Genomic DNA, 17,232 nt, shown 5'->3' on the forward strand with positions numbered 1-17,232 from the left:
CGCTTTGCTCCCGGGGGCGGCGCAAAGCGCCTTGCCGGGCTACGAGTTTTCCACCGTCTGCGGGACAGTAGCCCGGACAGGTGCGCAGCACCGCCTCCGGGAAACGCCGGCTTGCACGATCTACGGGCGGTACACGTCAGGCGGGCCGCACGGCCTTTAGAAAAGCCCAATTGGCCAGTGGTGGCCAATGACGTACAGCACCCCGGCGGAAATCACCCCGGCGACGATATCATCCACCATGATCCCCATCCCGCCGTGGATATTGCGGTCGAACCAGCGGATAGGCCACGGCTTCCACATATCAAAGATGCGAAAAATCACGAACCCGGCGGCAACCCACTGCCAGTCCATCGTCGGCAAAGCCATCAGCGTAATCCACATCCCGACAAACTCGTCCCAGACGATACTGCCGTGATCGTGGGTACCCATATCTTTCGCCGTACGGTGACAAATATAGACGCCGATGCAGATACTCATCATCACCACCAGCGAATAGAGCTGCCAGGGAATAAAGGTCAGCAAGTACCAGAAGGGAATCGACGCCAGCGACCCCATCGTGCCGGGGACCACGGGGCTAAGACCGCTGCCAAATCCCGTTGCCAGCAGATGCCAGGGGTTGCTCATCTTCAGCCGGCTTTTCGCCACATCTCTACTACGCGCCAAAATGGTCATACCCCTTAACGTCCAGCGTTACCGGCTTGCCCTCTCGGGTGAATTGCAGGCCTTCCGATTCAGGAACGATCTGTCCAATACAGGTAAAACGCGCGCCGAGATTGGCAAGCGCCACGTCCAGCGCCCCGCGGTTGAGTTCAGGTACGGTAAAGCACAGTTCATAATCCTCACCGCCGGCGAGCGCCCAGCGCAGCGCCTGCTCCTTATCCACCTGGCGCAGCATCGCATCCGAGAACGGCATTGCATCAAGGTCGATGCGCGCGCCGCAGCCGCTGGCGTTGAGAATATGCCCCAGGTCGGAAATCAGGCCGTCGGAAAGATCGATGGCCGAATTCGCCAGATCGCGCAGCGCCTGACCCTGCAGAACCCGCGGCAGCGGGCGCAGATGACGCGCCAGGAGGTAATCCGCGTCGGTGGCATCTTCCACCTGCAGCCGATCCTGCAAAATCGCCAGGCCAGCAGCGCTGTCTCCCGGCGTGCCGGTGACGTAAATCCAGTCGCCATGCTTTGCCCCGGAACGCTTCAGCGCGCGTCCCGTTGGCACATAGCCGTGAATACCCAGCGTCATCGCCAGCGGTCCGCGAGTAGTATCGCCGCCAATGAGCTGCATATCGTAATAGTTAAGCTGTACGAACAGGCTGTCGCTAAAGGCTTCAAGCCAGGCTTCGTCCGCTTCCGGCAGGGTCAGAGCCAGCGTTAACCATGCCGGTTCGGCGCCCATCGCCGCCAGATCGCTTAAATTTACCGCCAGCGCTTTATAGGCGAGGTCGGCAGGGTCGATGTCGGGTAAAAAATGGTTTCCCGCCACCAGGGTGTCGGTGCTGATTGCCAGCGTTTTTTTCTCGGGGATATTCAGGAGCGCGCAGTCGTCGCCAATGCCGGTTTCAACATCAAGACGTGCGCTTTTTACGCGATCAAAATAACGGGCAATCAGGGAAAATTCGCCGCATGCCATACGTTATGCCTCAGAAAAAGAAAAGAATAAGGCCGGTTTGCAGAAGTGAGACTCTGCAAATCCGGCCCTGGAGTTTACTTTTTGTTGGGACGAATTACCGGGGCAGCTTTGTCCAGCACGCCGTTGACAAACTTGTGGCTATCTTCAGCGCCAAAGGTTTTCGCCAGTTCAATGGCTTCGTTAATCGCAACTTTGTACGGTACATCGCTACGCTTTGACAGCTCAAACAGCGCGATACGCAGGACCGCCTTTTCCACCTGACCCAGCTCATCCAGCAGACGAGAAAGGTACGGCTTCATCAGGCCGTCGAGATACGCGCTGTTAGTCGCCACTCCGGACAGCAGCTCGCGGAAATACAGAACGTCGACATCTTTTACATCCTGTTCCGCCAGGAACTGGTATTCGACATCAGCAATGTCGTTTTTGGACAACTGCCAGGAGTAGAGCGCCTGGACAGCACACTCACGGGCGCGGCGACGAGCAGCAGGTTTCACGGAATTCCCCTTACAAAAATCAGGCCTTGATGGCTTTCAATACGTTAATCATTTCCAGCGCGGTCAGCGCTGCTTCAGCGCCTTTGTTACCGGCTTTGGTGCCAGCGCGTTCGATGGCTTGTTCAATACTTTCTGTGGTCAGAACACCGAAGGCTACCGGGATTCCGCTGTCCTGAGCGACGTGCGCCAGGCCATTGCTTGCACCGCCAGCCACATATTCAAAATGCGCAGTGCCGCCACGGATAACGGTACCCAGCGCAATCACCGCGTCATACTTACCGGTTTTCGCCAGTGCGTCAGCCGCCAGCGGCAGTTCGTACGCGCCTGGAACCCAAACAACGGTAATGTTTTCATCTTTAACCTGGCCAATACGCTTCAGGGCGTCAATCGCACCTTCCAGCAGGCTGTCGTTGATAAAGTTGTTGAAACGCGCAATGGTGATGGCGACGCGAGCGTCCGGGGTAGCAACGTTAGCTTCAATAATGTTCATACTCTTCCTTCGGGTTCAGTTCATTTGGCCCCGCAAGGGGGGCGGATTCTATCATAATAATCGGCGCACTGCTTTCCCTTTTGACCAGGGAAATCAAGCGTTCACTAAATGCAGGCAAATATCCGGGCCTACATGACGTATCTCGTTGAATTTGAAATGGGGTGCTTGCGCTAGTTTCTCAAGCCCCGGCAGCGCGCATAATCCGCGCGCATCGCTGCCTAACAGTTTAGGCGCAATATAGACGATAAGCTCATCCACCAGCCCGGCTTGCAACAGCGCGCCGGCAAGCGTTGGCCCGGCCTCCACCCAGATCGAGTTAATTTGCTGTTTGCCCAGCTGCATCATCAATAAAACCAGATCCAGCCGACCGTTATGCTCCGGCACCAGCAGAGTACGTACGCTCTCCGGCCACTGCCGTTCATCTTCACGGGTGCGGGCAAACAGCGTTTCGCCCGCCTGCTGCACGATACGGTGCTGCGGCGTGACGCGATTGTGGCTATCAATAACGATGCGTAAAGGCTGGCGCAGATTTTCCTGCGGGTACAGCGCCTGGGTTTCAGCGTTGAGCTCGTCCCAGCGTACGGTCAGCGCCGGATCGTCCGCCAGCACCGTCGCGCTGCTGGTCAGAATAGCGTGGCTTTGCGCGCGCAGGCGCTGGACATCACGCCGCGCCTGCGGTGAGGTGATCCACTGGCTCTCTCCGCTGGCCATCGCCGTGCGGCCGTCCAGCGATGCGCCCATTTTTAGCTGGATCCACGGGAAGCCGGTGCGCATGCGCTTGAGAAAACCTTTATTCAGCGCTTCGGCTTCATTCATCATCAGCCCGTGGCTGACGTCAACGCCCTCCTGCTGCAAGCGGTACAGACCGCGCCCCGCGACCTGGGGATTGGGGTCCTGCATTGCGGCAACGACGCGGGTTACCCCTGCGGCAATTAGCGCTTCGCAGCACGGCGGCGTACGCCCGTGATGGCTGCAGGGTTCCAGCGTCACGTACGCCGTCGCGCCCTGGGCTTTTTCGCCCGCCATGCGCAGCGCATGCACCTCCGCGTGCGGTTCACCGGCGCGATAGTGAAAACCTTCGCCGACGATCTCGCCATCTTTGACAATCACGCAGCCGACATTCGGATTTGGGTGAGTCGTGAAGCGTCCGCGCGCAGCCAGCTTCAGCGCTCGCGCCATGTATATTTCGTCCTGCATGGATCAGTCCTGTAAGCGGGCGATCTCTTCGCCAAACTCTTTGATATCTTCGAAACTGCGATAGACGGAAGCGAAGCGGATATAGGCCACTTTATCGAGCTTTTTCAGCTGTTCCATCACCAGATTGCCGATCATTTTGCTCGGCACTTCACGTTCGCCGGTTCCGCGCAGGTGGGTTTTAATGTGGTTAAGCGCCATTTCGACGTCATCTGAGCTGACCGGACGCTTTTCCAGTGCTTTAAGCATGCCGCTGCGCAGTTTGTCCTCATTAAAAGGCTCGCGCACGTCGTTGCTTTTTACGACTCGCGGCATCACCAGCTCCGCCACTTCAAACGTCGTAAAGCGTTCGTTGCAGACCAGACACTGGCGGCGACGACGCACGGAAGAGCCTTCGCCCACCAGACGTGAGTCGATAACCTTGGTATCTACGGCGAAACAGAAAGGGCAATGCATAGCGCGTCCTGACAAGTAGTTAAACTAACAGGTAGTTTACCGCGAAGTGACCCGACAACAAAGAAAGAGCTTTTGAGACAAAGGATCTATAGTGCGTTTAGCCGAACGATCTACCATTAAGCATCCTCTGTTAACGGAATCTCGACTATGACAAGACGTTATTTAAAGCTGGCCATTGTGGGTAGCATTTTCACCCTTAGCGCCTGCGCGCAGCAAAGCGAAATTCGCCAGATGAACCAGAGCGTGAGCACTCTGAGCAAAGAGATGACCCAGCTCAATCAGCAAACGGTAAAAATTACTCAGCAAAACGTTCTGAACGCGAAATCTAACAGCGGCGTATACCTGCTGCCGGAGGCGAAAACGCCAGCTCGCCTGAAAAGCCAGATTGGTACCCTGCGCATGTCGCTGCTCAATATCGCCCCGGATGGCGACGGTACCCGCCTCACCCTGCGCATTCAGGGGGAATCAAACGATCCGCTGCCGGCCTTTAGCGCGACGGTCGCCTCCGGGCAGATCAGCGGCACAACCGATAGCTACCAGGAGGTTAATGTACAAAATCAGCTCATTAGCGCTCCGGCAAGCGTCCTGGCGCCGAGCGATGTCGACATTCCGCTGCGCCTGAATGGCGTGACGCCAGAGCAGGTTGGCTTCGTTCGCATCCACGATATTCAGCCCGCCAGTATGCAGTAATGCCGTCTGCCGGATGCGTTCAACATCCGGCTTTTTTTCCGCTGTGCAAATCCACTTACAGATTTCCCGATCGGTTCACTAAAAATTGACAGGAATTATGAATTTCGGTGGCATTTCGTCAAGAAATGCATAAAATCGTGAACGCAATCGATTACCTATGTCTTCGTTATGTGAAACAACACATATTTTTGTGAGCAATGATTCCTATAATAGACGCCACAGAAATACGAAATATTTAGAAACGCTACGGCGATTCTTTTAACGCCTTCAGGCTTAATTTAAACAGTGGCATCATTATGAAAAAAACATTACTGGCAGCTGGCGCAGCTCTGGCGCTCTCCGCATCTTTCTCTGCCAGCGCGGCAGAAAACGACAAACCGCAATATCTGTCTGATTGGTGGCACCAGAGTGTGAACGTGGTGGGCAGCTACCACACTCGTTTTGGGCCGCAGATTCGTAACGATACTTATCTGGAATATGAAGCGTTCGCTAAGAAAGACTGGTTTGATTTCTATGGCTATATGGATGCGCCGGTATTCTTCGGCGGCAACACCGACGCGAAAGGTATCTGGAACCACGGTTCTCCGCTGTTTATGGAAATTGAGCCGCGCTTCTCTATCGATAAACTGACCGGTACCGACCTCAGCTTCGGCCCGTTCAAAGAGTGGTATTTCGCCAACAACTATATCTACGACATGGGCCGCAACAAATCCGGTCGTCAGAGCACCTGGTATATGGGTCTGGGTACCGATATCGATACCGGCCTGCCGATGAGCCTCTCCCTGAACGTCTATGCAAAATATCAGTGGCAAAACTATGGCGCATCTAACGAGAACGAATGGGACGGTTACCGTTTCAAAGTGAAATACTTTGTGCCCCTGACCGATCTGTGGGGCGGTTCACTGAGCTATATCGGCTTCACCAACTTTGACTGGGGCTCCGATCTGGGCGATGACAACTCTTATGATTTGAACGGTAAGCATTCACGCACCAGCAACTCCATCGCTTCCAGCCATATCCTGGCGCTGAACTACGATCACTGGCACTACTCCGTCGTGGCGCGTTATTTCCACAACGGCGGCCAGTGGGCGGATGACGCGAAACTGAACTTCGGCGACGGCGACTTTAACGTCCGCTCTACCGGCTGGGGTGGTTATTTCGTGGTCGGTTACAACTTCTAATCGGCTCGATTATCCCCGGCAAATGCGCCGGGGATAATTAAAGCTAACGCTCTTCGCACCTCACCTTACGCAAGAAATCACTCAATGAACGATCGGCTCGTTCGCTGAAATGACGCCCGGTGGCGGAAATCTCCAGACAGCGGTCGAGACGGAAACAGCGATAATCCTCACGCAGCTCGCACCAGGTCACCAGCAGCCAGCGCTCGCCCCAGAAAAAAAGCCCCAGCGGCAGCACTTCTCGCTGCGACTGATTTCCCGCTTCATCACGATAGCGCAGCGCGAGCGCCTGCTGAGCGGAGACCGCCCGATGCACCAAATCAAACTGATCTTTGCTATAGCCCTGGGAACCAAAGTCCGGTGCGAACAGCCGCGACTGCTCGGCCTTACGTCGGCTCTCCGCGGGCAATATCGCCAGCACCTTTTCCTGCGCCGATTCCAGCGCCCGGGACAGCGACGCGCCGCCCCAGGTTTGCAGTAGCCGAATAGCGGCTATCAGCGCTTCCGATTCCTGGGTTGTCAGCATTAACGGCGGTAGATCATAGCCCGCCAGCAGCCGATAGCCGCTTCCGGCCTCTCCCTCAACCGGAACCCCGGAAAGCGAGAGATCGCGAATGTCGCGGTAAATAGTGCGCTCTGACACGCCAAGCCGCTCGGCCAACAATCCGGCGGTGGTTAATCTCCTCCCCCGCAGGATCTGCACGATTTGAAAAAGACGGTCGGCGCGTCGGCTCATTTTTGTTATCTCATTTATGCGGGTTGATGCAAACCAATCCGATTCCCCTCACTATCGATAAACAGGGCAATCGTGCCGATATCGTCCGCCAGCTCAAAGGGGCCAAAAACGCAGCTTCCGCCCGCAGAGTTGACGCGTTCTAGCGTGGCCGTCAGATTATCGGTATGCAGATAGATAATGCATCCCTGATCGGAGGGCTTTACGCTATCAAACTTTGCCAGCGCGCCGCCGGGAGCCGGGTCCTGATAAGGAAATACGGCCATTTCGGCACACTCCATATTTTCCCGTTTCAGCGTGACCTGCATCACCGGCTCGTAAAACGCCACGGCACGATCCATATCGGCAACCGGGATCTCAAACCAGTTAATGACGTTGTTCATACTTCCTCCTGTCCATTGTTTGGGTTCAGGAGGAGTGTATGACAGGCCTACTGACAGCATTGTGTCAGCATGGTGCGCAGACCAGCGCGCGCTCCGGGCTAAGCAGCCACGGACGCAGGTAGCCGACGGTACTGGAGAAAGGCAGCACCTCTTCAGGAAGCGCAATGCCAAGCCGATTGCCGATATACGATCGTCTGGCGACAATGCGCTGCCAGAGCTCGGGGTAACTTTGCGCCAGCTCCCGACGCAGCGCGCTGTCGGCAAGCGCCACGGTATCTTCAATGCTTGCGCCGCCGTAGCCCGCTCGGGAAGGAATAATGTCGATCTGCAATATCATTCCGCTTTGCAGACAGGCGGCTGAATGGGGGCCAATGGGCGAGCAGAGCCACTCTTCATCCGCGACCAGATGCCCCGGATTCAGGTGCCAGTGATATTCCGCCTTCGGCAATACTCGCTCGATCAGGGCATACATATCGCCGCCGCGCATGCCGATGCGCAGATTTTCCAGCCAGTTCACCACCGCGTTGAAATAGGGCTTCGCCACTACGTCCAGATAATCAGCCACCTCAGGCGCCAGTTCACTCTCATCGGCCACCACGTAGGCGGCGCGGCTGCTCAGGCCGCCTTTAAAACTGGTGGTGAGCGAGAATTTATCTCCGCGCTGGATAGCTTTATCGCTGGGGTAGAGATTCGCTCCGGCAAAGCGATCGCCGGTGGCGGCAATCATCACCACGCTATTCGCTTGCCCTTCCGCCGCCAGCAGCGCGCCGATTTGCTTTTCCGTTTTTCCCGGCGCAATGGCGTTAAGCGCGGTCAGAATCGCGGTTGAGGCGAGATTAGCACCGTACTCATAGTGCGCCAGCTCGTTGGCATTATTGGTGATTCGCGCTCCGCTTGCCGGGTCGATAAAAATGCCGGTGGCGTTGGTTATACTTGCCTGCGGCCCGGCTGCCTCGCGAATAGCGTCAACGATAAAGGCGGGCAGATCGAACATCCGCGCGCGGTCATCAACCGCGCCGGTAAAGAGCTTCCAGCCCGCGAGGCCAACTCTTTTTCCCCCCGCAACGCCCGCCTCCTGAAACAGCTGAGCCAACGTTTTGCGGGGTTCCATCGGTTGATTGGGCAGCGAAAACCACGGGGCGTGAATCACACGATTTTCCAGCCGCGCGTAGCTTGCCAGCTTCAGGTTCTCGTTACCCAGTACCAGCACCGCCTCACCGTCCCGATGCACTACCAGTAGCGCCTCTTCGAAACGGGGAATAAAACCGGTGAGATACTCAAAGTTGCCGCCGTGCTCTTTATCGGCATAGATGATAAGCGTATCCAGCCCTTGCTGCCGCATATTCGCCAGCACCTTCGCTTTGCGCTGGCGCAGCGTGTCGTCGTTAAGCGTGACGGAAGGCACATCGTACCAGAGCGGGGGTTGAGGAACGGTGGAAAGAGTTACGACAGCCATCGGCATTTCTCCATGTCATTTAGCGCTGATACAGGAGAGTAACCAAAATCCGGCCGGTTGTAATAAAAAAAATCCCGGCCTTGCGACCGGGATTCGTTTATCAATGCACGATTGCCTTACGGCAGAATTGACGGCTGATCCGCCCCTTCTTTCTCGACTTTCTGCTGCAGCATGTGCTCGCGCTTCATGCCCAGCTTGAGCGCCAGCGCGGACGCAACGTAGATAGAAGAAGCCGTACCGATGGAGACACCGATCAGCATGGTCAGCGAGAAGCCTTCCAGAATCGGGCCACCGAAGAGATACAGCATCAGGATAACCATCAAGGTCGTCCCGGAGGTGATCAAAGTACGGTGCAGGGTCTGCGTCAACGACACGTTAAAGATTTCGTACGGCGTACCGCGGCGAATCTTGCGGAAGTTTTCACGAATACGGTCAGATACCACGATACTGTCGTTCAGCGAGTAGCCGATAACCGACATCAACGAGGCCACAATGGTCAGGTCGATCTCTATATGCAGTAGCGACAGCACACCCATGGTGATCACCACGTCGTGCGCCAGCGCGATAACAACCCCTGCCGCCAGGCGCCACTCAAAGCGGAACCCTACGTAGATCAGGATACACACCAGCGCGGCTATCAGCGCCAGCGCGCCGGTCTGCGCCAGGTCTGCGCCGACGCTCGGCCCCACAAACTCAATACGCTTGACCGTCGCATTCTGGCTGGTCGATTCGTTAATCACGTTAACGACCTTGCTGCCCAGCTCCTGGCTGCCGTTGGCGTCATGTACCGGCGGCATACGCACCATGATGTCGCGGCTGCTGCCAAAGTTTTGCAGCTGCGGCTCTTCGAAGCCCGCCTTCTGCAGCGACTGGCGCACCTGATCCATATCAACAGGCTTTTCGAGGGTGATCTCAATCACCGTACCGCCGGTGAAATCCAGACCCCAGTTAAACCCGCGCACGCCAATGATAATAATGGACAGAATCAGCAAAAAACCTGAAATGCCGAAGGCCCAGTAGTCCCAGCGCATAAAGTCCCAGACTTTACGGCCGTGGTTCAATTGTTCAACAGTATATTCCTGTGCCACAACGCACTCCTCAGATAGACAGCTTTTTAACGCGCTTGCCGCCGTACAGCAGGTTCACGATGGCACGGGTGCCGACGATAGCGGTAAACATTGAGGTCGCAATACCGATACCGGTGGTAATCGCAAACCCTTTAATGGCACCGGTACCGACCGCGTACAGGATAATGACTTTGATAAGCGTCGTAATGTTGGCATCAAAGATGGAGCTAAACGCGCCGCGATAACCTTCGTCAATCGCCTGCTGCACGGAACGCCCGTTGCTCAGCTCTTCTTTAATACGTTCGTTAATCAGAACGTTCGCATCGACCGCTACCGCAAGGGTTAACACAATCCCCGCAATCCCCGGCATAGTCAGCGTCGCCCCCGGAATCAGGGACATAATGCCGACAATCAGCACGAGGTTGGCAATCAGCGCCGAGGTCGCAATCAGGCCGAACTTCTTGTAGAAGAAGATCATGAACAGGATAGAGACCACCAGACCGGCCAGACAGGCTTCCAGGCCCTGTTTGATGTTCTGCATCCCCAGGGTTGGGCCGATAGTCCGTTCTTCAACAATCTGAATCGGCGCAATCAGCGCACCTGCACGCAGCAGCAGAGAGAGCTGACGCGCTTCGGTCGCATTGCTGATGCCGGTAATACGGAAGCTGTTACCCAGACGAGACTGGATATTGGCGATGTTAATCACCTCTTCCTCTTTCGCCAGAATCGCACGACCGTTGGCATCTTTCTTACCGCTGTCTTTGTACTCCACGAACAGGGTCGCCATCGGTTTACCGATGTTGTCCTTGGTGAAGTTAGACATGATGTTGCCACCAGCGCTATCGAGGGAGATGTTAACCTGCGCCTGGTTGTACTCATCCATGCTCGACGTCGAGTCGGTGATGTGGTCACCGGTGAGGATCACGCGCTTGTACAGCACAACCGGCTGGCCTTCGCGGGTATATTTCACTTCAGAGTCGCCCGGAACGCGACCGGAAGCCGCTGCGGCGCTATCAACGTTAGTGTTAACCAAACGGAACTCCAGCGTCGCGGTCGCGCCAAGAATCTCTTTGGCTCGCGCCGTGTCCTGGATACCCGGCAGTTCAACCACAATACGGTCGGCGCCCTGACGCTGAACCAGAGGTTCGGCAACGCCCAGCTGGTTTACACGGTTACGCAGGATATTGATGTTCTGCTGTACGGCGTATTCGCGGGCTTCTTTCAGACGGTCGTCGGTCATCACGGCTTTCAGGCCAGTGCTGCCCTGAGCGGAAATAACCAGATCGCGATGACGAGGGCTAAGGTAGGAGATAGCCTGGTCGCGCGCGGCGCTATCGCGGAAGGCGATGCTCAGGCCGTAGTTGTCTTCTTTACGCACGGTCGCGTAAGGAATGCCTTTATCACGCAGTTCGCTGCGCAGGCTGTCGATGTTTTGTTCCTGCAGCTTGCTCAGTGCGGTATCCATGTCGACTTCCATCAGGAAGTGCACGCCGCCGCGCAGGTCAAGACCCAGCTTCATTGGCTCGGCATACAGGGCCGCCAGCCAGCGCGGGGTTGCCGGAGCAAGGTTAAGCGCCACGACGTATTTGTCACCCAGCACGCCCATCAGCGCTTCGCGCGCGCGCAGCTGGATATCAGTGGTGTCGAAGCGCGCAAGAATTGCGCCCTCTTCCAGTGCCACAGACTTCGCGGTAATTTTTTCTTCTTGTAGTGTTTTCTGGACCTGGATCAGCGTTTGCTCACTGGCGGCGACGCCGCGCGCGCCAGTGATTTGAACGGCCGGATCCTCACCATACAGGTTGGGAAGCGCATACACTAAGCCGACGACAATAACGACGACCAGCATGACGTACTTCCACAAAGGATAACGGTTTAACACGGCAGTTCCCTTAGGGAAAATGGGTAATTACAGCGCCTTCATGGTGCCTTTCGGCAGAACGGCAGCTACGAAGTCACGTTTGATAACCACTTCAGTGGTGTCGTTCAGTGCGATAGCGATGTATCCGCTTTCGGCAACTTTAGTGACGCGCCCAACCAGGCCACCGTTCGTCAGCACTTCATCGCCTTTAGCGATGGAGTTCATCAGGTTTTTATGTTCTTTGGTGCGTTTCTGCTGTGGACGCAGGATCATGAAGTAAAAAATCAGACCAAACACCACCAGCATCAGGATCAGAGACATCGGGCTGCCCTGCGCCGCGCCACCGGTTGCTGCTACCGCATCAGAAATAAAAAAGCTCATTGAAATTCCCTCATTATTAAAATTAGTCAACGTTCAAAGGTGGAACGGTTCGACCCTGACGTTGGTAAAAATCGGTCACGAAGCTCTCTAATTTACCCTCTTCGATAGCCTTGCGTAAACCAGCCATTAAGCGCTGATAGTATCGCAGGTTATGAATGGTATTGAGACGCGCGCCCAATATTTCGTTGCAACGGTCGAGATGATGCAAGTAAGCGCGTGAATAGTTGCGACACGTGTAGCAATCGCACTCCGCATCCAGCGGCGAAGTATCGCTCTTATGCTTCGCGTTGCGGATTTTCACCACGCCGTCGGTGACGAACAGGTGGCCGTTGCGCGCGTTGCGCGTCGGCATGACGCAGTCGAACATATCGATCCCGCGGCGCACCCCTTCGACCAAATCTTCCGGCTTACCGACGCCCATCAGGTATCGCGGTTTGTCGGCCGGGATTTGCGGGCAGACGTGCTCCAGAATACGATGCATATCTGCCTTCGGCTCACCGACAGCCAAACCGCCGACAGCGTAGCCATCAAAGCCTATCTCTACCAGACCTTTAACAGAGATATCACGTAAATCTTCGTAAACGCTGCCCTGAATGATACCAAACAGCGCGTTTTTGTTGCCGAGGCCGTCAAAACGGTCGCGGCTGCGCTTCGCCCAGCGCAGGGACATTTCCATTGAGCGCTTAGCGTAGTCCCAGTCCGCCGGATATGGCGTACATTCGTCGAAGATCATCACGATGTCGGAGCCGAGATCGTACTGAATCTCCATTGATTTTTCCGGATCGAGGAAAATCGGATCGCCGTTGATCGGGTTACGGAAGTGCACGCCCTGCTCGGTGATTTTGCGAATATCGCCAAGGCTGAAGACCTGGAAGCCGCCGGAGTCGGTGAGGATCGGTCCTTTCCACTGCATAAAGTCGTGCAGATCGCCGTGCAGCTTCATGATCTCCTGACCAGGACGCAGCCACAGATGGAAAGTATTACCGAGGATGATTTGCGCGCCTGTCGCTTCGACTTCCTCCGGCGTCATCCCTTTTACGGTGCCGTAGGTGCCAACCGGCATAAAGGCTGGCGTTTCAACGACGCCGCGCTCAAACACAAGACGGCCGCGACGCGCGCGACCATCGGTAGTATCTAACTCAAATTTCATTATCACTCCTGCGTCAGAAAAACAGTCTGACGTTTAACGATTCGCTACGGAATGATTCCATAGCTAATAAATTCCTGAAGGCGTCATCGGCGCAGCCAGTTTGCAATCGCTCAGCGCACAGCCACCGGAGCGTACGCCGTGTCCGTGAGAATGGCGATTACTGCCTGGCGTCAAAATGGCGAGTGAGATCGCCTTCTTAGGGACGCTCAAAAATAGCCTGCGGATTGTACGTGATAAACATCGCGTCCCCGTAGCTAAAAAAGCGATATTTTTGTTCTACCGCAGCCTTATAGGCGTTCATCGTATGCTGATAGCCGGCAAAAGCAGAGACCAGCATAATCAGCGTCGATTCAGGCAGATGGAAGTTGGTCACCAGCGCATCAATGACTTTGTACTGATAGCCCGGGTAGATGAAAATCTGCGTATCGTTGAAGAAAGGCTCAATCAGGTCGTTTTTTGCCGCCTGCGCCGCGCTTTCCAGCGAACGCACCGACGTCGTCCCGACGGCAATCACCCGGTTGCCGCGCGCTTTTGCCGCCAGCACCGCATCGACCACCTCCTGCGGCACTTCGGCATATTCAGAGTGCATGATGTGATCTTCAATGCTGTCTACGCGCACCGGCTGGAAGGTTCCGGCCCCAACGTGCAGCGTGACGAAGGCCATCTCCACGCCTTTTTCACGAAGCTTCGCCAGCAGCGGCTCATCAAAGTGCAGGCCGGCGGTTGGCGCGGCAACGGCCCCCGGTTTTTCGCTATAGACGGTCTGATACAGCTCGCGGTCGGCGTCTTCGTCAGGACGATCGATATACGGCGGCAGCGGCATATGGCCGATAGCGTTGAGAATATCCAGCACGCTGCGCGCGTCATCGAACTCAACTTCAAACAGCGCGTCGTGACGTGCAACCATGGTCGCTTTAATACTTTCATCGTCGCCGAGCAGCAGTTCTGCGCCCGGTTTCGGCGCTTTCGAAGCGCGAATATGTGCCAGAATACGCTTATCATCGAGCATGCGCTCAACCAGCACTTCAATCTTGCCGCCGCTGGCTTTACGGCCAAACAGACGGGCCGGGATCACGCGGGTATTATTAAATACCAGCAGATCGCCAGGGTTGAGCTTATCGAGTAAATCAGTGAAAGTACCGTGCGTCAGCGCGCCTGTCGGCCCGTCTAATGACAGCAAGCGGCAGCTGCTGCGCTCAGGCATCGGATAGTGGGCAATCAGGGATTCAGGTAATTCAAAGGAAAAATCGGCAACGCGCATGACGGTAACTCAGACTTAATAAAGAGGCGGGTAGTCTAGTGCCGGGAGGTTATCCCTGCAACCTTTACCCCTCGGGATGAATAACATAATCTATACACAAAATCATTCAAGATGCATCGAAACAGCAACTGAGTGAGTGACAAATCTGCCAGGAACAGATTTGAACGCCGCGCAGCGGCGGCCCGTAAGGGCCAGTCTCATGGATGAGACGAGTAACTCAGCAGCCAACAAAGAGGCAGTTTGAAGGATGAAGTTTATATGAATTTTCTCGCGCACCTGCATCTTGCTCATCTCGCCGATAGCTCCCTTTCCGGCAATTTGCTGGCCGATTTCGTTCGCGGCAACCCCGCTGATGAGTGGCCGGCTGACGTCGTGGAGGGCATCTTTATGCACCGCCGGATCGATGTGCTGACCGATAACCTGCCGGAAGTCACCGAAGCCAAAGCGTGGTTCCGCGCCGAAACGCGCCGGGTTGCCCCCATTACGCTGGATGTGATGTGGGACCATTTTTTGTCACGCCACTGGGCGCAGCTGTCGCCGGAACTGCCGCTGCCGGAGTTTGTCCGCTACGCTCACGCCCAGGTCACGCAGATCCTCCCAGCCTCCCCGCCGCGCTTTATCAATCTCAATGACTATCTGTGGTCGGAGCGCTGGCTTGAACGTTACCGGGATATGGATTTTATTCAGCGCGTGCTGAACGGGATGGCCAGCCGCCGCCCGCGACTCGATGCCCTGCGCGACTCCTGGCAGGATCTGGATACCCACTACGATCGCCTTGAGCGGCAGTTCTGGCGCTTTTATCCGCAGATGATGACGCAGGCGGAAAAACGCGAACTATAAATGATTGCGCTTTTGGCGGAAAAGGCTATTCTGAAAAGCGCTTTTAAATAACGATTGATAGGCAAAAACTATCTCAGCGATTGTCAGCGTCGCGTTGAGTTCCCCCGCCCCTCTCCCTATACTTGCCCGCGTTGCGTTCCAATTAACCTTAGTATTAACAGGAGAATCATATGGTTCTGGTTACTCGTCAGGCTCCGGACTTCACCGCGGCAGCAGTTTTAGGTAACGGCGAAATCGTTGAGAAATTCAACTTCAAACAGCACACCAGCGGTAAAGCGACCGTCCTGTTCTTCTGGCCGATGGACTTCACCTTCGTTTGCCCGTCCGAACTGATCGCTTTTGACAAACGCTACGAAGAATTCCAGAAACGCGGCGTCGAAGTGGTTGGCGTTTCTTTTGACTCCGAGTTCGTCCATAACGCATGGCGTAATACTCCAGTGGACCAGGGCGGCATCGGCCCGGTGAAATACGCGATGGTTGCGGACATCAAACGCGAAATCCAGAAAGCGTACGGTATCGAGCACCCGGACGAAGGCGTTGCCCTGCGCGGTTCCTTCCTGATCGATGCCAACGGCGTTGTTCGCCACCAGGTCGTTAACGACCTGCCGCTGGGCCGTAACATCGACGAAATGCTGCGCATGGTTGACGCACTGCAGTTCCACGAAGAGCACGGCGAAGTTTGCCCGGCGCAGTGGGAAAAAGGAAAAGAAGGGATGGCCGCTTCTCCGGAAGGCGTGGCTAAATACCTGACCGAGAACGTTTCCAGCCTGTAATCGGCAAACGTTCAGTAAAAGGCTCGCAGATGCGGGCCTTTTTTGTTTTTACCGCCTGGAGTTACCCGCTCGCCACAGCTTTTTAACTCATCAGCATACAAATATTGATGTCACGAATAAGTAAGATCCTCCGTCAGGGCTTTTTTTGGTATCTCGTTCAAACTTTGTAAAAAAAACCGCCCAATATTTGTGATGAGTATTACATTTCTTCATTTTAAATTCAGCGATTTAACCATTAGCTCCTGCTCCCATTTTCTTACCGGCAAAAAGAAAAAACACAACCAATTGATATTAAACAAGATAATAAAAAACCTCAGAACCGATAAAGTAATTCACTTTTGCCGTCAGTGTGATCTACTTCAATATTTAAAAATCCATCTGTGATCTAACCCATAATTTTTATTGATATATTTGGTCATGATCGAGTTCAAGAATATGAACCCAGTAAGGATCGGATGATGGATATTATTTTTAACGCTGAACTGGTTGCGCTTAAGCAGGATATTTCCAACGCCGTACAGGGTATCGAATTCGCCGGAAAGCTGCTGACTCAACAAAATATATGTCATCCGGAATATGTGAATGAAATGGTCGAGGTCTATCAGGATTTTGGTCCCGCCATTGTTATCGACTACGGCCTGGCGATGCCTCATGCCCGGCCAGAAAAAGGCGCCTTGCGCACGGGCTTCTCTTTAGTCACCAGCAGGCAGCCAATCGTCTTTGGCCATGAGGAGTTTGATCCGGTTAACGTCATCATCGCCATCGCCGGCGCGGATGCCGATAGCCACATAAAAATGATTCAGCTAATAGCCTCGCTGATTGAGTCTGACATTGTGACCTTCCTTCAGCAGGCCAATGATATCGATTCAGTATTACATTTCATCCAACAACAAATGGAGTAGTCATTATGTTAGTTATCAGAACAGTTTGTGGTAACGGTATTGGCAGTTCATTAATGGCTGCGAATAATGTCAAAAAGATCTGTGATGAATTGGGTATTAAAGCCGACGTCGCCTCCGTTGATTTTGCCAACGCTGTTGGAGAAAAAGCTGACCTTTACGTCACAATTAAAGAGCTGGCAAACCAATTTCCTGCGCATTGTAATGTCGCCATTATTCGCAGCTACGTGCATAAAGCGAAAATCGCCGAGGATATTACCGAAGCACTCACCAAAATTGCTGCGACTCACTCTTAATCATTA

At 54.8% G+C, this 17,232-nt stretch carries 20 protein-coding genes; 6 read left to right on the forward strand and 14 right to left on the reverse strand.

Going from position 1 to position 17,232, the window contains the following annotated elements; genetic code table 11:
- Positions 1-156: 156 nt before the first annotated feature.
- The 6 genes from pgpA to nrdR all read right to left on the reverse strand — a co-directional run bounded on the left by pgpA (position 157) and on the right by nrdR (position 4,261).
- Complete coding sequence (gene pgpA, locus ACSIPU_RS10495) at positions 157-672, reverse strand: phosphatidylglycerophosphatase A (RefSeq protein ID WP_004099462.1); 516 nt, start codon at positions 670-672, stop codon at positions 157-159.
- Positions 653-1,627 carry a thiamine-phosphate kinase gene (gene thiL, locus ACSIPU_RS10500; protein WP_004099460.1) on the reverse strand — a complete coding sequence of 325 codons (975 nt, stop codon included), beginning with the start codon at positions 1,625-1,627 and terminating at the stop codon, positions 653-655. The genes pgpA and thiL overlap by 20 nt, the downstream gene beginning before the upstream one ends.
- 74 nt (positions 1,628-1,701) lie before the next feature.
- The gene (gene nusB, locus ACSIPU_RS10505) at positions 1,702-2,121 is read right to left on the reverse strand and encodes a transcription antitermination factor NusB (RefSeq protein WP_004099457.1); all 420 of its coding nucleotides are present in this window, start codon (positions 2,119-2,121) and stop codon (positions 1,702-1,704) included.
- Between the two features lie 19 nt (positions 2,122-2,140).
- Positions 2,141-2,611: a 6,7-dimethyl-8-ribityllumazine synthase gene (gene ribH / locus ACSIPU_RS10510; RefSeq protein ID WP_003021575.1), complete on the reverse strand. Its 471-nt coding sequence runs from the start codon at positions 2,609-2,611 to the stop codon at positions 2,141-2,143.
- A gap of 93 nt (positions 2,612-2,704) precedes the next feature.
- Positions 2,705-3,808 (reverse strand): bifunctional diaminohydroxyphosphoribosylaminopyrimidine deaminase/5-amino-6-(5-phosphoribosylamino)uracil reductase RibD, encoded by a 1,104-nt coding sequence (gene ribD, locus ACSIPU_RS10515; RefSeq protein WP_016808652.1) that lies wholly within the window; start codon positions 3,806-3,808, stop codon positions 2,705-2,707.
- A 3-nt stretch (positions 3,809-3,811) separates the two neighbouring features.
- Entirely contained in the window at positions 3,812-4,261 is a 450-nt protein-coding gene (nrdR, locus tag ACSIPU_RS10520) for a transcriptional regulator NrdR (RefSeq protein ID WP_004099449.1), read from the reverse strand.
- 147 nt (positions 4,262-4,408) lie between these two features.
- Here nrdR and ACSIPU_RS10525 point away from each other — a divergent pair, with 147 nt between their 5' ends.
- Together ACSIPU_RS10525 and ACSIPU_RS10530 are read left to right on the forward strand one after the other, a co-directional pair.
- Positions 4,409-4,951 carry a DUF3251 domain-containing protein gene (locus ACSIPU_RS10525; protein ID WP_004099446.1) on the forward strand — a complete coding sequence of 181 codons (543 nt, stop codon included), beginning with the start codon at positions 4,409-4,411 and terminating at the stop codon, positions 4,949-4,951.
- 296 nt (positions 4,952-5,247) lie between these two features.
- Positions 5,248-6,132, forward strand: coding sequence for a nucleoside-specific channel-forming protein Tsx (locus tag ACSIPU_RS10530; protein ID WP_004099436.1), 885 nt, complete (start codon positions 5,248-5,250; stop codon positions 6,130-6,132).
- 43 nt (positions 6,133-6,175) lie between these two features.
- Here ACSIPU_RS10530 and ACSIPU_RS10535 read toward each other — a convergent pair whose 3' ends face one another.
- The 8 genes from ACSIPU_RS10535 to queA all read right to left on the reverse strand — a co-directional run bounded on the left by ACSIPU_RS10535 (position 6,176) and on the right by queA (position 14,418).
- Positions 6,176-6,865, reverse strand: a complete 690-nt coding sequence (locus ACSIPU_RS10535; protein ID WP_004099434.1) for a helix-turn-helix transcriptional regulator — start codon at positions 6,863-6,865, stop codon at positions 6,176-6,178.
- Positions 6,866-6,879: 14 nt separating this feature from the next.
- Positions 6,880-7,245 (reverse strand): VOC family protein, encoded by a 366-nt coding sequence (locus tag ACSIPU_RS10540; RefSeq protein ID WP_004099432.1) that lies wholly within the window; start codon positions 7,243-7,245, stop codon positions 6,880-6,882.
- A 64-nt stretch (positions 7,246-7,309) separates the two neighbouring features.
- Positions 7,310-8,701: a M24 family metallopeptidase gene (locus ACSIPU_RS10545; RefSeq protein ID WP_023320428.1), complete on the reverse strand. Its 1,392-nt coding sequence runs from the start codon at positions 8,699-8,701 to the stop codon at positions 7,310-7,312.
- Between the two features lie 116 nt (positions 8,702-8,817).
- Positions 8,818-9,789 carry a protein translocase subunit SecF gene (secF, locus tag ACSIPU_RS10550; protein ID WP_004099428.1) on the reverse strand — a complete coding sequence of 324 codons (972 nt, stop codon included), beginning with the start codon at positions 9,787-9,789 and terminating at the stop codon, positions 8,818-8,820.
- Positions 9,790-9,799: 10 nt separating this feature from the next.
- A complete protein-coding gene (secD, locus tag ACSIPU_RS10555; RefSeq protein ID WP_071530320.1) occupies positions 9,800-11,647 on the reverse strand; it encodes a protein translocase subunit SecD in 1,848 nt (615 codons plus the stop codon).
- 27 nt (positions 11,648-11,674) lie between these two features.
- On the reverse strand, positions 11,675-12,007 hold the full coding sequence (yajC, locus tag ACSIPU_RS10560) for a preprotein translocase subunit YajC (RefSeq protein WP_004099423.1): 333 nt from the start codon (positions 12,005-12,007) through the stop codon (positions 11,675-11,677).
- A 22-nt stretch (positions 12,008-12,029) separates the two neighbouring features.
- Positions 12,030-13,157: a tRNA guanosine(34) transglycosylase Tgt gene (gene tgt, locus ACSIPU_RS10565; RefSeq protein ID WP_004099421.1), complete on the reverse strand. Its 1,128-nt coding sequence runs from the start codon at positions 13,155-13,157 to the stop codon at positions 12,030-12,032.
- Between the two features lie 196 nt (positions 13,158-13,353).
- Positions 13,354-14,418 (reverse strand): tRNA preQ1(34) S-adenosylmethionine ribosyltransferase-isomerase QueA, encoded by a 1,065-nt coding sequence (gene queA, locus ACSIPU_RS10570; protein ID WP_023320427.1) that lies wholly within the window; start codon positions 14,416-14,418, stop codon positions 13,354-13,356.
- A gap of 258 nt (positions 14,419-14,676) precedes the next feature.
- Between queA and acpH the strand changes: the two genes are divergently transcribed.
- The 4 genes from acpH to ACSIPU_RS10590 all read left to right on the forward strand — a co-directional run bounded on the left by acpH (position 14,677) and on the right by ACSIPU_RS10590 (position 17,226).
- Entirely contained in the window at positions 14,677-15,258 is a 582-nt protein-coding gene (gene acpH, locus ACSIPU_RS10575) for an ACP phosphodiesterase (protein ID WP_196557683.1), read from the forward strand.
- A gap of 170 nt (positions 15,259-15,428) precedes the next feature.
- Positions 15,429-16,031, forward strand: a complete 603-nt coding sequence (locus ACSIPU_RS10580; protein WP_004099418.1) for a peroxiredoxin — start codon at positions 15,429-15,431, stop codon at positions 16,029-16,031.
- A 458-nt stretch (positions 16,032-16,489) separates the two neighbouring features.
- Entirely contained in the window at positions 16,490-16,933 is a 444-nt protein-coding gene (locus ACSIPU_RS10585) for a PTS sugar transporter subunit IIA (RefSeq protein WP_004099417.1), read from the forward strand.
- A gap of 5 nt (positions 16,934-16,938) precedes the next feature.
- Positions 16,939-17,226 (forward strand): PTS sugar transporter subunit IIB, encoded by a 288-nt coding sequence (locus tag ACSIPU_RS10590; RefSeq protein WP_004099415.1) that lies wholly within the window; start codon positions 16,939-16,941, stop codon positions 17,224-17,226.
- Positions 17,227-17,232 lie beyond the last annotated feature (6 nt).

Origin of the sequence: Klebsiella sp. HN106 (assembly GCF_051209435.1) — a bacterium.
Taxonomy (GTDB): domain Bacteria; phylum Pseudomonadota; class Gammaproteobacteria; order Enterobacterales; family Enterobacteriaceae; genus Klebsiella; species Klebsiella oxytoca.

Excerpts from the sequence above, each read along its gene's own strand:
- ACSIPU_RS10580 (WP_004099418.1), top strand. The coding sequence starts at position 15,429 with ATGGTTCTGGTTACTCGTCAGGCTCCGGACTTCACCGCGGCAGCAGTT.
- ACSIPU_RS10540 (WP_004099432.1), bottom strand. The coding sequence starts at position 7,245 with ATGAACAACGTCATTAACTGGTTTGAGATCCCGGTTGCCGATATGGAT.
- ACSIPU_RS10590 (WP_004099415.1), top strand. The coding sequence starts at position 16,939 with ATGTTAGTTATCAGAACAGTTTGTGGTAACGGTATTGGCAGTTCATTA.
- queA (WP_023320427.1), bottom strand. The coding sequence starts at position 14,418 with ATGCGCGTTGCCGATTTTTCCTTTGAATTACCTGAATCCCTGATTGCC.
- tgt (WP_004099421.1), bottom strand. The coding sequence starts at position 13,157 with ATGAAATTTGAGTTAGATACTACCGATGGTCGCGCGCGTCGCGGCCGT.
- ribH (WP_003021575.1), bottom strand. The coding sequence starts at position 2,611 with ATGAACATTATTGAAGCTAACGTTGCTACCCCGGACGCTCGCGTCGCC.
- ACSIPU_RS10585 (WP_004099417.1), top strand. The coding sequence starts at position 16,490 with ATGGATATTATTTTTAACGCTGAACTGGTTGCGCTTAAGCAGGATATT.
- ACSIPU_RS10535 (WP_004099434.1), bottom strand. The coding sequence starts at position 6,865 with ATGAGCCGACGCGCCGACCGTCTTTTTCAAATCGTGCAGATCCTGCGG.
- thiL (WP_004099460.1), bottom strand. The coding sequence starts at position 1,627 with ATGGCATGCGGCGAATTTTCCCTGATTGCCCGTTATTTTGATCGCGTA.
- ACSIPU_RS10545 (WP_023320428.1), bottom strand. The coding sequence starts at position 8,701 with ATGGCTGTCGTAACTCTTTCCACCGTTCCTCAACCCCCGCTCTGGTAC.
- pgpA (WP_004099462.1), bottom strand. The coding sequence starts at position 672 with ATGACCATTTTGGCGCGTAGTAGAGATGTGGCGAAAAGCCGGCTGAAG.
- yajC (WP_004099423.1), bottom strand. The coding sequence starts at position 12,007 with ATGAGCTTTTTTATTTCTGATGCGGTAGCAGCAACCGGTGGCGCGGCG.
- ACSIPU_RS10525 (WP_004099446.1), top strand. The coding sequence starts at position 4,409 with ATGACAAGACGTTATTTAAAGCTGGCCATTGTGGGTAGCATTTTCACC.
- ACSIPU_RS10530 (WP_004099436.1), top strand. The coding sequence starts at position 5,248 with ATGAAAAAAACATTACTGGCAGCTGGCGCAGCTCTGGCGCTCTCCGCA.
- ribD (WP_016808652.1), bottom strand. The coding sequence starts at position 3,808 with ATGCAGGACGAAATATACATGGCGCGAGCGCTGAAGCTGGCTGCGCGC.
- nrdR (WP_004099449.1), bottom strand. The coding sequence starts at position 4,261 with ATGCATTGCCCTTTCTGTTTCGCCGTAGATACCAAGGTTATCGACTCA.
- acpH (WP_196557683.1), top strand. The coding sequence starts at position 14,677 with ATGAATTTTCTCGCGCACCTGCATCTTGCTCATCTCGCCGATAGCTCC.